We start from the raw sequence: 12,568 nt of genomic DNA on the forward strand, positions 1-12,568 counted from the left end.
GTTCCTGACTTTCATCCTTATCGCTGCCATAGGCTGTAACCAGTCGGTCCCATGATGCCCGTGAGTCCTCAATTCGGCCGTTTTTCGCGTAGACCATAGCCATGGCAATGTCATAATAGGGACCGACACCGGTGCTGGACGGGACAATTCTTTCTGCAAATTCCAGCGCTTCCTTGTCCTTGCCCTCTACCAGCAAGGTCAGCACCAGCGCTGTCTCTGCAACGATCGAACCGCGCGGGTCCAAAGCGATTGCGCGCCTCAGATATTTGACCGCATCCGGATCGGCACAAGCGAACAGATACGCGCCTGTCTGCGCCTGAATGGTTGCTTCATACGGGTCCAGTTGAGTGGCTTTTTCGGCGAATTCCTTGCCCCGGCTGCAATTGCCGTTGAAAAAGCTGGATCGGGCGAGAGCGAAGTTTGCCGATGCATCTTCTCTGCCACGAACCATCGCGCGGCGCGCATATTCCAATCCCGCCTCGGGATCCGGCTCTCTGCCGGTTGCCTGTTCCCGCAAGAAGGCGAGGAACGAGGCTGCCGCCAGAATCCCGCTATCCAGAGGGTCGGCCGCCAGCGACTTTTTGATGCATGATTCGACAATCGGCAATAATTCGGAATCGCGATTGGCCCGGTAGCTGTTGAACCGCAGAAGGCAGGAATAGCCAATCATGGCGTTGTCGGGCAGGCGTTTGCGTTGGTCGGTAGCGATTGCGCCATAAATGCTGGCGACGCGGCTCGCGATTGGCCCGAGTTTTTCGGGATAGTCAGCAGCTGAGTCTGGCATCTCTATTGTAGTCGACCAGATTGTCTCGTTCTGTGTCAACGACGTTAGCGAAAAATTGACTTCGGGACCGGTCGGGCCGGTCACCAATTGGCTTTCGAATAGATAGGCGTCCTGCCCCTGTTCGGGGATGATGTCAGGCCCACCCGCTACCGCCAGACGCACTTGCGACGAACTGGCAAAGGCCTCTTCAAAAAAATGCTGGATATCCGAGTTTCTGCCGCTGGTTGTTTCCCGAGATTCTTGTGGTGAGCTCGCAATATAGATTTTCGGTGGCAGGATATAACGATCCGAAGCCGTTGCAATGCTGGATGGCTCCGGCTTGGCGGTGTTCAGCAACCAGATCAGGCCGATCCCGATGATGAGCAGGAAGCCGGCGAACACGAGCGTCGTCTGCCGTCTGTTAAACCACCGATCCTGATCAGTCTTGGCTGGTAGGGGGACATCTAGACCAATATCGACCGGTCCTGCATCACTACGCTTTTCTTCCGGTTGCTCATCATCAACCTCAATCTCGACGGCATAATGGCCAATCGGGATATGCAACCGTTTCGCGCTGTTGCGAGCGGCATAATGGGCGGAAAGCATCTTGCGCAGTCGGCCCACCTGGACGCGTGGATAGCTATCCGCCTGAACGTCAAAATCCTCGGAACGACCGAGACCGTCCACAGCAACCTGATAGGCCTTGGGTGGGTTGCCAGGGTTGGAAATGGCCTCTTCAACCAGATAGCTCAACAGTTGTGACATGACTGGAGAGCGAATAAAATCCGGTGATTGCAAAAGCATATGTGTTTCTGCGCGGAGCAGCTTGGCTCGTCGCTCATCCGAAATCGGTGAGGACATTATTCCCGTCTCCCTTTGACTAGATCATTACCAGACATAATTATATTCTGCACGAGCATAATGATCACTCGAACACTACCCAGTCCCTCAGGCTGATCCAGCCTTCACAGCCAACAATTATATGATCATGAACGGTCAACCCGAGTTCTTCTGAAGCCTTGAGCAGCCGGGAGGTGGCTTCTATATCGCCTTCGCTCGGATTTGGATCCCCCGACGGGTGATTATGAGCAAGAATCAGGGCCGTTGCGTCCAGCGCGAGCGCGCGTTTCAAAATTTCGCGCGGATAGATAGGTGCTTCTGAAATCGTGCCCCTGCTGACGACTTCATCGCTGATCAGGCGGTTTTTGCTATCCAGAAACAATACCCGCACTTCTTCGATCGGCAACCGCGCCATGGCGACGATAAGATATTCGATTACGTCGTCGGCCTTGGACAGACAGATGCGGTCAAGCATCCTGTCCTTGGAGGAGACCAGCATTGCTTCGCGCACCAGAGACAGGATGGCGCGGCCAGGATTGCTTTTGGCGATTCGGGAATCAGAGTACAATACGGCTCCAAATGAGCCATATTCGGCGATCAATGATTCAGCGACGCTTGCAGCATTGTCTATTTTTGTAAGCTCGAAAAGTCGCTCCAGGATCTGTCGGCCCCGAATTGCCGAAGGCGCTGTTGATGGCGGTAAGTGCCGGCAGTCAAAACGATTAGCATCGGATAGGCCCAGATTGCCGCGATTAGATAATAGGCTCGGGGAAGAAGTTCCGGGATAAGCATCAACGGGATATGTGATAGAACCTGAATAACCTGCATGGAGCATATCCATAATGTCCAATACCTTTCTGCATGTAGCGCCAGCATTCCAAATGCGAACAACATTGCCAAATCGACAATCAGAATGCCTACTTCGGGATGCGTAAATCTCTGCAATGACGCAGACGGCGCAAGGATTGTCAGTGTAATTCCGACAATCAATATCATCACAGCCCGTTTTTCGGGCTGCCCTCCCCTGATGGCCGAATATAAACAAACGACCACCAAGAGGGAGAGAAAAAAATCGATACGGGACATTGCCTAACCGGACCAAATAAGTGAGGTGCGGTCAAGTCTCTGCTGCCTTGTTAGGCGCTTTCAACGATCCGAAGCGGGTTTGATGTTTCATCTTTGGCCTTTGCCTGTGCTGGTGGACATTCGAAAACATCACCCCAACTAACGGTGCGCAATCCGGCATCTTCCTGGTCTTCTGCCAGATGTGCATGGGCTTCGACGACGTCCCGATAACAGCGCGCTGTCTGCGCCGCTGCGGCAATCAGTTTTTCGGATGCATCCATTCCGGCGGTCAGGGAGAAGCGTGTACCCGGTGCGAGTCGGGCAGCAGCAATGCTGCTCATCAGTTCACCCATCTGGACCATGGTTAAATTCAGGGATTTTTCGACCTCATGGATTTTTTTGGCAATGGGGCGGGCGGCTTCGATACGTTGATTCAACATGTGACTCTCCAGACGCCGGATGACACCGACGTCGACTAGTGGCCAAAATTACAGGAATTAGTTCGGGTTGATCAACCTGCTGACAAGCATGGCTGCAAGGCAGACAAAGGCGAATGCAAAGGCGAGCTTGACCGACAGGTCGGCGATCGCCCAGATTCGCGATTCTTTGCTTAGATCATTACCCAATTCTCCCTGCTTGCGAAACGGCACCGACAGAAGCGGCTTGGAGAAAGCGGCATAAGACTGATATGTCGATTGCACTTCCCTGACCCTGTCCGGTGACGCTGCCTGTTGTCCAGGCAGGGGATAAATTGCGCCGGATTTGGGCTTTGGCGCAATCCCAATATTCTTGGGCACAAAAAATTTGGGTTCATATCCCTCATGCTCAGCCAGCATGCGTGCTGCGGCCTTGCTGCTTGTGACCTGCAGCTTTTGGCGCGCCGACCGCAGCCGTTCGTTGATTACGTTGGGCGTCACGCCGATTTCCTGGGCCGCGGTTTTGGCATCGTGACCTTGCAAAAGCAGGCGCAGTGCCTCCTTCTCGTTCTCGTTCAGTTCATCGCAAGATATTCTGGTCATTGTAACATCATATGTCAGGGGCGATCATTTGGCAAAAATTTATGGACAACATAATGGCAAACTGCCGAATCCGACTGCATAAAAAATATATTTTATCTGGTTACGATTGGGTTAAATCTCATGTTACCGCTACAAACACCAAATAAAATCCGAAAATATTTTGCCAATTTTGTTGAATTTTTGCCAGTTTTCCGCCGGAAATATTAACGTGTAACCCTCGCCGGGCCGGTGATACGGGTTGAAACTCGAGAATATCGCCAGATCGGCTCATACATATGGTCGTTCGGCAAGAAGCCCTTGTCGATGGTTCGTTCGGAGCGGCGGTGCCAAGGTTCTGGTCCCCCGGGATTCAAGTCCGCCTCTCTGTGAACGGCCATTGTCTGGAGCGAAGGGAATATTCTGGTCAATATTCCTCCGCTGCAATGGGTTTTCAGGCTGGTCCAGCAGAAGTGATTCAACCCGCTTCACTTCTTTGGGCAATCAGATCCGGGTTGATCCTTCGTCTCCCATGATTGGGTCAACCCGGAGATGATATCCATGGCTGGGCCGAACGAGTTGAGTTGAAGTAAGTTGTGTTGAGTTGCGTAGAGTGAAAATTATAAATCTTATGATAAAAATTGAAAAGAAAAGCCTGAGCTCGAGAGACAAGGAACTGTTTCTGGGCCATCTTGTGACTTGGGGTTCGATTGTTTTTGGTCTGGTCCTGGCGATTATCTTGGCGCCGTTCAGCGCTGCGGAAAATGATCAAAATGCGCCGACGTCCCGTGCGGAAGCGGCTCCTAAGGTTATGAAAAGTGACAAGGGCTGACGATCAGCGGCTTTCCCATCGCCAGCAAGGCTGCAGCCGCATCTTGAACATCAACCTGGCTGGGTCATCATCGGCAATTCTGGGAAGTCGCTGGCCTGCGATCCTATAATCGCCGGGCTTCCTCGACCAGCATGACCGGAACGCCATCCCGTATCGGATAGGCCAGGCCAGCGGCTTCGCTGATCAGTTCCTGCGCGTCCGCATCATGGAGCAGCGCTGTCCGCGTCATCGGGCAGACCAATATTTTCAGCAATTCGGGATCGATTGCCCGCTTCTCGTGGCTCACTGGTCCATTGTTGATTGGCCCATCGTTCATTGTAATGTGACTCGGTCATCGTCTCCATCCTGCCGGCCGAAAAACTGCAACAGCTGGATGATCAGTTCGGCGCGATTGGCCAGACCGTCGACTTCAAGCAAGGCCTGTTTCGACGCCGCATCAAAAGGTGCAATCTGCGCGATGCCGTTGACAAAAGCCATGTCGTCGAGCCGTCCGATACTGTCCCAGTCAACCTGATAGCCCTGTAATTCAGCAAATTTGCGGGATTCGATTTCCAGCGCCGCGCGTTCGGCGCTGGCCAGCACTTCGTCCATTTCCCGATCATCCTCGATCTCGGCCCGAACCTGCCGGAATGCGGTGGAGGCGTCGATCTCCTCGACGATCCGGAATCGCGCCACGCCTTCCAGCACGACGTTGAAGCGGCCGTCTTCCAGCGCCTCGATGTCGATAATCTTGCCGAGGCAGCCGACATCGAACAGGGCAGGGTGTTTGCCCGCTTCCTTCGGCTGGATCATGCCAATCCGTCGGTCGCGCGCCATCGCGTCATTGATCAGCGCACGATAGCGTTCCTCGAATATATGCAAGGGCAGATGCATGCCGGGAAACAGCAACGCTCCCGCCAATGGGAAGATGGAGAGTCGTTTGGTTTCGGTCATCCGAACAACACCGCGCTGAGCTTGCGGCGGGTCGCGGACACCCATTCGTCTTCCAGGCCGACCATTTCGAACAGCGACAGCAATTTCTGCCGCGCTGCACCGTCGTTCCATTCCTTGTCGGCGGCGATGATTGTCAGCAGATGCTCTGCCGCGCCATCATGATCGCCGGTGGCGATCAGCGCACTGGCCAGATCGAAGCGCGCCTGATGGTTCTTGTCATCGGCGGCGACGGCGGCCTTCAGTGCCTCCAGCGCGCCCGCGTCAGGCTTGTCCTTGGCCAGTTGCAAGGTTGTCCGCGCCCGTTCGATCGCGGGGTCACTGCTGAGCTCCTCTGGCAGCCCGGCGAGCGCTGCTTCCGCCTGCTCTAGATGATCCGCTGCAACCATCGCGCGAATCAGTCCGCCAAGGGCTTCTGCATTGTCAGGTGCCATTTCGGCAATTTGTGCAAAAATGCCGGCGGCGCGCTCGGCATCGCCGCCAGCCAGCGCTTCCTCGCCCATCGTCAGCAACGGCGCTATGTCCTGTTCCGGTTCCGCACCAGCGCCGACCGGCAGTTGTGCGAGCAGCTGGTCGAGCGCGCCGGTCAGCTGGCTCTCGCTGCGCGCGCTGGTCAGATCGGCGACCGGCTTGCCCTGGAAAATTGCATAGACGGTCGGGATCGACTGCACCTGGAATTGCGCGGCGATAAATTTATTCTCATCGACATTGATCTTGGCGAGCACCACACCCTTGTCGGCATATTGCGCTGCGACCTTTTCGAGCAATGGCGTCAGCGCCTTGCACGGCCCGCACCATTCTGCCCAGAAATCTAGGATGACGAGCTTGTCCATGCTCGGTGTCACGACCTCGCGCTGGAAAACCTCTACCGCTTTTTGTTCTTCGACTGTCAGTCCTGCTGTTGCCACATCATGCTCCTGTTATGGCGCCGGGTCGATGCCCGGACCTGCGCCCAAATCATTCATCTAGAGGGCTTTATGTGGGGTCCTGCGCGCCAATGCCAAGGATAATTTTGCATTTGCCGCCAACTATAGGATGATTGGGGCTTGCGGGGTGTAAAAACCCATGCTAACCGCGCGCCTCAATGTGCTGCTGACCAAGCGAATAACCCAGGTCTCGCAGCAACGCCGAGCGGGCGTAGCTCAGGGGTAGAGCACAACCTTGCCAAGGTTGGGGTCGAGAGTTCGAATCTCTTCGCCCGCTCCAGTTTTTTCAATGACTTACGAGTGATTGAGATGAGGGTGGTAATATACACCTCCCCGTTATCCCCACTAAATACGATGCTAAATAGGCTGATATTCTGGTCCGCTCTATATTGGAATTTTCTATCTCCATTTGCTTAGAAGAGGGGCTGCCAATTAATCTAGCAATTCGTCGGAAGGGGGAGGGGACGGTAAAATCGCCGATCTTGTGGCGGTATCAATGCCCGCTCTCTTGGTTCGTTGCACAATAATGTTTCATATGCATCGCTCCCAATAACCGTTGCGTTCCAGTCCGGACACGTCTCGATTTCTTCGGACACAAATACCATCGACGCCTTGCTACATTCGAGCAGCTCGCCGACTTCGCGCCTGTGCAGTTTCGCGTTTATCGGAACGACGACCAGGCCAGCGGCCCAGCAGGCAAATAATATCTCAATATATTCCGGACGATTCTTGCTTACGATTGCCACACGAGAGCTTGGCGGAAGTCCGATGCCATTCGCCAGTTTCTCCGCTCGCTGTCGTAATTCACGCCAACTGGCGAATGGTGCCGTACCGTGAGCAATCGCCAATTTTTCAGGAAAACTGCGTGAATTGTGAGTCAAATAATCGAAAAGGTTCATTTCGATCGCCAGTCAGACGAGACAACTATCAATCATGCAAGCAATTATGTGCGCCATTTATCAGCCCCGCCGAATATCGCTACCGCGTCGCCGTGGCGGAGGAAGTCTCGATCAGGAAAATGTCTTAGCGTGTTAGTCAAGTAATCGAGACATTCATCACCGGTTCGACGATAATGGTTGATGACGGGATATCACTCATTGAAAAATGGCGGGATAGGCGAAGCCGCTAAAGTCCTGCGAGTGCCTCAAAAACAGGATCGGCATGTTCCTTCCGGCAGATCAACAGGTCCGGCATGTATACGTCGCGCTGGTTATATACCAGTGGCGAGCCGTCGACGCGGCTGACGTGCAGTCCATGCGCCGCCGCAACTGCTATAGGAGCGCAACTGTCCCATTCATATTGGCCGCCAGTGTGGAGATAGATATCGGCTTCTCCGCGAACCACCGCCATGGCTTTCGCGCCAGCACTGCCCATCGGGACGAGTTCAGCGTTCAGAATTTTCGCGACAGCAACCGCTTCGGCAGCAGGGCGGGTCCGGCTGACTACCATGCGCAACTTTTCGGGCGGCAGCGGTATCCTGTTTGGCTGGTCTGAACGGAGCACGAGATCAAGGCCGGGCAGGGCCACGGCTCCGATCGCGGGAACGGTGTCGATGGCGAGCGCGACATGCACCGCCCAATCGGTCCGGCCTTCGCCATATTCGCGGGTACCATCAACCGGATCGATGATCCACACGCGCGATTTCGACAAGCGCGCTTCGGTGTCCTTGCTTTCTTCGGAAAGAAGGCCGTCGTCGGGACGCTGCTGCGCAATCGCGTGGATCAGAAACTGGTTCGCTGTTTCATCGCCCGCTTTGCCCAGCGCCTTACCCGTCAGAAGCCCGCTATCGCGCACTCGCAGCAACAGCTTGCCGGCCGTGTCAGCGAGATGGGAGGCAAGGGCAGCATCATCCTCGATTATTTTGTCCTTCATTTCAGCGGCGCGATCTGGCGGATAATATATTCGGCTGCTTGGACCGGGGTCATTTCGACAGTATTGACCCGGATGTCGGGCTTTTCGGGCGGCTCATAAGGACTGTCGATGCCGGTGAAGTTCTTGAGTTCGCCAGCGCGCGCTTTTTTGTATAGCCCTTTTACATCGCGTTTCTCGGCGACTTCCAGAGGCGTATCGACGAAAATTTCGACAAATTCGCTCTCCGGCAGCATCGCGCGCGCCATATTGCGTTCTGCGCGGAAGGGAGAAATGAAGGCGGTAAGCACAATCAAACCGGCATCGGTCATCAGTTTCGCTACCTCGCCAACACGGCGGATATTTTCGATCCTGTCCGCCTCGGTAAATCCCAGATCCTTATTGAGTCCGTGCCGCACATTGTCGCCATCGAGCAGAAAAGTGTGACGGTTCATAATGTTGAGAAGCTTTTCAACCTCATTGGCGATGGTCGATTTGCCGGAGCCTGACAGACCGGTGAACCAGAGTACCTTGGGCTTCTGGTTCTTGAGATCGGCATGGGCCTCGCGGGTGATATCCGTCGCCTGCCAGTGGACATTCTGCGCCCGGCGAAGACTGAAATGCAACATGCCCGCGCCAACCGTGGCGTTGGTAATCTTGTCGATCAGGATAAAGCCGCCCAATGTGCGATTGTCAGCATAGGCCTCAAACACAATGGGTTTGTCCGTGGCAATTTCGGCTACGCCAATAGCGTTCAGATCGAGCGTTTTTGCAGCCATATGCTGCATCGTATTGACGTCGATGCTATATTTCGGTTCCTGCACCGTCGCGGATACCATCTGCGTACCGAGTTTGAGCCAATATGCACGGCCAGGGAGCAAGGCATCGTCATCCATCCAGACGATGGTTGCTTCGAACTGATCGGACACTTCGGGCGGATTGTCCGCCGTCGCGATTACGTCGCCGCGCGAACAATCTATTTCGTCATCGAAGCACAGCGTGACCGATTGTCCGGCTACCGCTTCTTCAAGATCGCCGCCGAGCGTGACAATCTTGCTCACGGTCGTGGTTTTTCCCGAAGGCAAGACGCGGACTTCATCACCCGGCTTTACCGTTCCCGTCGCAATCTGGCCGGAAAATCCGCGAAAATCGAGATTGGGCCGATTGACCCACTGAACTGGCATGCGCAGCGGTTTGGACTGACTGGCATCCAAGTCGAGCTTGACCGTCTCGAGATGCGCCATCAGTGGCTCACCGCTATACCAGGGAGTGTTTGCCGAATTTTCGGTAATATTATCACCCTTGAAGCCGGAAATCGGCATGGCGGTGAAATTGTCGATGCCGATTTCGGTGGCGAAAGCGGTGTATTCGGCAACAATCGCATCATATTTGGCCCGATCATAATCGATCAGGTCCATCTTGTTGACGGCCAGAACAATATTCTTGATGCCGACGAGGTTGCATAAATAGCTGTGCCGCCGGGTCTGGACGAGCACTCCCTTGCGTGCGTCGATCAGGATGACGGCAAGGTCGGCGGTCGATGCACCGGTCACCATATTACGGGTATATTGCTCATGTCCGGGACAGTCGGCGACGATGAACTTGCGCTTTTCGGTAGAGAAGAAGCGGTAGGCGACGTCGATCGTGATCCCCTGTTCCCGTTCGGCGGCAAGACCATCCACCAGCAGCGCGAAATCAATCTCCTGGCCCTGTGTGCCAACCGATTTGGAATCTGCTTGCAGCGCTTCGAGCTGATCTTCGAAAATCATCTTGCTGTCGTAAAGCAACCGCCCGATTAGCGTCGATTTGCCGTCGTCCACTGACCCGCAGGTTATGAAGCGGAGCAGTGATTTGTGCTGATGCGTTTCCAGATAGCTGTCGATATCCTCGGCGATAAGCGCGTCGGTTTTGTAAATGGTATCGGTCATCAGAAGTATCCCTCCTGCTTTTTCTTTTCCATCGATGTCGAAGAATCATGGTCGATTGCACGCCCCTGTCTTTCCGACGTCGTCGTGAGCAACATTTCCTGGATGATTTCCGGCAAGGTTGCGGCGGTGCTTTCCACCGCACCCGTTAGAGGATAGCAGCCCAATGTGCGGAACCGGATCGAACGCTCGACCGGCGTTTCGCCCTCTTTCAGCGGAAAGCGGTCGTCATCGACCATGATCAGCATGCCGTCGCGTTCGACCGTCGGGCGCTTGGCCGAAAAATAGAGAGGGACAATTTCGATGTTTTCCAGATGTATATATTGCCAGATATCAAGTTCCGTCCAGTTGGACATCGGGAAAACGCGAATGCTTTCGCCTTTGGCTTTACGGGTATTGTACAGCTTCCAGAGTTCGGGCCGCTGGTTCTTGGGGTCCCAGCGATGATTGGTCGAACGGAAGGAAAATATCCGTTCCTTGGCCCGGCTTTTTTCCTCGTCGCGACGCGCGCCGCCAAAGGCCGCATCGAAGCCATATTTGTCGAGTGCCTGTTTCAGCCCTTCGGTTTTCCACATATCGGTATGCAGGCCGCCGTGATCGAAGGGGTTGATCCCGCGTTCGATCGCTTCGGGATTCTTGTAAACCAGCAATTCCATCCCGGCATCCGCAGCAGCTTTTTCGCGCAGCTTGTACATATCCTGAAATTTCCACGTCGTATCAACATGGAGCAATGGAAATGGTGGCGGCGCAGGATAAAAAGCTTTTTTGGCGACATGGAGCATCGCCGCGCTATCCTTGCCGACCGAGTAGAGCATTACCGGCTTTTCTGCCTCCGCCACAACCTCGCGCATGATGTGGATCGCTTCGGCTTCGAGCCGCTCCAGATGGGTTAATGTTATTGCCGTCAATGTCCGTTCCTCATTTGTTGGGAACATATTGACCAGAGAAAATTCTTCTGTGGACCTCCCATATGGGAGGGTATATGCCCGATGCATGGCTTTCCCAGGAAATTCAGAAACCGCATTGCTGCTTAGCTTGCAGAAGGCGGTGGTCGATAAATGCGGCTGGACCGAGTTCCTGGCCGGAATCGCAGGCATGGCAAATGCTAGTTTTGCTGTGATGATTTTTGAAATGCCGGGTTCTTCCGATGCGTTACATATCGTCAACGCGATGCCAAATGGACAGCCGGTATCTATCGATTCCGATGCACTGGGTACAATTCTCTCCGACCAGCTTCGTCCCGAACGGATATATTCGGCTTCCGAGTTGAAAGATCTGGGTTCAGGCGCGGAAATGGATGCGGCGCTCGACAAGCTTGATACGAGTTCCCTGCAGGCGATGCGCGTCATTGTTTCTGATGCGCTCGCAGTCACGATCGGTATCTTCGGTCGTGTCGAATTCGGCGCAGCGGATGGAGCTATTTTACGAAGACTTTTTCCTTATCTCAAGACAAGTGCACAGGCAGCTTCGATCGTGGCGCGTGAACGATTCCGTGCGTCGGTATCAGCCAGTGTGGCAGGAAAGACTGGCCTGGGATGGTTCCTGCTTGATCGTTCGGGCTTCATTGTAGAAGCGGCAACCGGTCGCCCGGACCGATGGCCCGGCCTTCGCATTCTTGCTAGCCAGAAAGGCGATCGAATGGCCATCGCAGATCGCGCAGCCGAATTGGCATTGACGGATATCCTTGATCGCTGTGCCACCGCTGATACTGAGCATTCATCGGCCATTCGGATCAGCGACGTTCCCATCGTGCACATGCATATTTCGCCATTTTCTACTTCGGAGTTTGCGTGGCACGGAAAGCCTGTGGCAATTGCCACATTGCACGGAGAGAGCCGGGTTCCTCCGGAAAATGCTGGCATGCTGGTGGACTTGTTGGGGCTACTCCCCAGCGAAGCGCGACTGGTTAACGCATTGGCAAACGGAGCATCATTGACCGAGGCTGCTCAACAGATGGGCCTTACGATCGAAACCGTGCGGAATTATTCAAAAAAGATTTTCGCCAAGACCGGAACACGGGGGCAGGCGGATCTCGTCAGATATATTCTGGCGAACGGTCTTGCCGAACTCGAAGATCCGTCGTTTTATGCTCAGGGTTCCGAAGGACAGGATTCGGTCAGCATATCCGTGATCTGATGCCAATCCGCACGAGATGGTTCGGTGCTTCCTTTCAATCAGCTCCTTCGGCCTGAATTGGCCAGGGAGACGAAACCACAATCGCGTTGGATGAATGGCAGCAATTGGGTGGATTCCGGAAAGTCCGCTTTTACGACAACATCAGCGGCTCTCGGACATTATGCTAGTCAGAGAACGGCGCACTTGGTAGAGGCAGTGAGATGTTAAGTCTCTTCTGTCATTGCGGTCTCGTAAATGTGCGAATTGCAAAGCGTCCGAACTTCATCCACGAGTGCAACTGCACACTCTGTCAAAAAACAGGCGCTACC

The 12,568-nt window shown here is 54.4% G+C and carries 13 protein-coding genes and 1 tRNA gene; 3 read left to right on the forward strand and 11 right to left on the reverse strand.

The window, feature by feature from the left end; genetic code table 11:
• From V7665_RS06055 to V7665_RS06070, 4 genes are all read right to left on the reverse strand, one after another.
• On the reverse strand, positions 1–1,528 hold a 1,528-nt coding region (locus V7665_RS06055; protein ID WP_335663636.1), incomplete at its 3' end, for a tetratricopeptide repeat protein.
• Between the two features lie 160 nt (positions 1,529–1,688).
• Positions 1,689–2,444, reverse strand: a complete 756-nt coding sequence (locus V7665_RS06060; protein WP_335663637.1) for a JAB domain-containing protein — start codon at positions 2,442–2,444, stop codon at positions 1,689–1,691.
• 295 nt (positions 2,445–2,739) lie between these two features.
• Positions 2,740–3,108, reverse strand: coding sequence for a hypothetical protein (locus tag V7665_RS06065; protein WP_335663638.1), 369 nt, complete (start codon positions 3,106–3,108; stop codon positions 2,740–2,742).
• Between the two features lie 57 nt (positions 3,109–3,165).
• A complete protein-coding gene (locus V7665_RS06070) occupies positions 3,166–3,687 on the reverse strand; it encodes a helix-turn-helix transcriptional regulator (protein ID WP_335663639.1) in 522 nt (173 codons plus the stop codon).
• A 607-nt stretch (positions 3,688–4,294) separates the two neighbouring features.
• On the opposite strand from V7665_RS06070, the gene V7665_RS06075 reads away from it, so the two are divergent.
• Positions 4,295–4,495, forward strand: coding sequence for a hypothetical protein (locus V7665_RS06075; RefSeq protein WP_335663640.1), 201 nt, complete (start codon positions 4,295–4,297; stop codon positions 4,493–4,495).
• A 103-nt stretch (positions 4,496–4,598) separates the two neighbouring features.
• On the opposite strand, the gene V7665_RS06080 is transcribed toward V7665_RS06075, so the two are convergent.
• Genes V7665_RS06080 through V7665_RS06090 form a run of 3 tightly spaced genes read right to left on the reverse strand, consistent with a single transcriptional unit; the run spans position 4,599 to position 6,333 of the window.
• Positions 4,599–4,811 carry a Trm112 family protein gene (locus V7665_RS06080; protein ID WP_335663641.1) on the reverse strand — a complete coding sequence of 71 codons (213 nt, stop codon included), beginning with the start codon at positions 4,809–4,811 and terminating at the stop codon, positions 4,599–4,601.
• Complete coding sequence (locus V7665_RS06085; RefSeq protein ID WP_335663642.1) at positions 4,808–5,428, reverse strand: LON peptidase substrate-binding domain-containing protein; 621 nt, start codon at positions 5,426–5,428, stop codon at positions 4,808–4,810. The genes V7665_RS06080 and V7665_RS06085 overlap by 4 nt, the downstream gene beginning before the upstream one ends.
• Positions 5,425–6,333, reverse strand: a complete 909-nt coding sequence (locus tag V7665_RS06090) for a tetratricopeptide repeat protein (protein ID WP_335663643.1) — start codon at positions 6,331–6,333, stop codon at positions 5,425–5,427. The genes V7665_RS06085 and V7665_RS06090 overlap by 4 nt, the downstream gene beginning before the upstream one ends.
• 223 nt (positions 6,334–6,556) lie before the next feature.
• On the opposite strand from V7665_RS06090, the gene V7665_RS06095 reads away from it, so the two are divergent.
• Positions 6,557–6,631, forward strand: a tRNA-Gly gene (locus V7665_RS06095).
• Between the two features lie 157 nt (positions 6,632–6,788).
• Here V7665_RS06095 and V7665_RS06100 read toward each other — a convergent pair.
• The 4 genes from V7665_RS06100 to cysD form a co-directional block, all read right to left on the reverse strand.
• Entirely contained in the window at positions 6,789–7,250 is a 462-nt protein-coding gene (locus V7665_RS06100; RefSeq protein WP_335663644.1) for a class I adenylate-forming enzyme family protein, read from the reverse strand.
• Between the two features lie 226 nt (positions 7,251–7,476).
• Positions 7,477–8,223, reverse strand: coding sequence for a 3'(2'),5'-bisphosphate nucleotidase CysQ (locus V7665_RS06105; RefSeq protein WP_335663645.1), 747 nt, complete (start codon positions 8,221–8,223; stop codon positions 7,477–7,479).
• A complete protein-coding gene (gene cysN, locus V7665_RS06110; protein WP_335663646.1) occupies positions 8,220–10,127 on the reverse strand; it encodes a sulfate adenylyltransferase subunit CysN in 1,908 nt (635 codons plus the stop codon). Before cysN ends, V7665_RS06105 begins: the two co-directional genes overlap by 4 nt.
• Positions 10,127–11,023 (reverse strand): sulfate adenylyltransferase subunit CysD, encoded by an 897-nt coding sequence (gene cysD / locus V7665_RS06115; protein ID WP_442955182.1) that lies wholly within the window; start codon positions 11,021–11,023, stop codon positions 10,127–10,129. The genes cysN and cysD overlap by 1 nt, the downstream gene beginning before the upstream one ends.
• A 94-nt stretch (positions 11,024–11,117) precedes the next feature.
• Here cysD and V7665_RS06120 point away from each other — a divergent pair, with 94 nt between their 5' ends.
• Positions 11,118–12,260, forward strand: a complete 1,143-nt coding sequence (locus V7665_RS06120; RefSeq protein ID WP_335663648.1) for a helix-turn-helix transcriptional regulator — start codon at positions 11,118–11,120, stop codon at positions 12,258–12,260.
• The last annotated feature ends 308 nt before the right edge of the window (positions 12,261–12,568 follow it).

The sequence above is a fragment of the Parasphingorhabdus sp. genome, from assembly GCF_036964675.1.
In the GTDB taxonomy this organism is placed as follows: domain Bacteria; phylum Pseudomonadota; class Alphaproteobacteria; order Sphingomonadales; family Sphingomonadaceae; genus Parasphingorhabdus.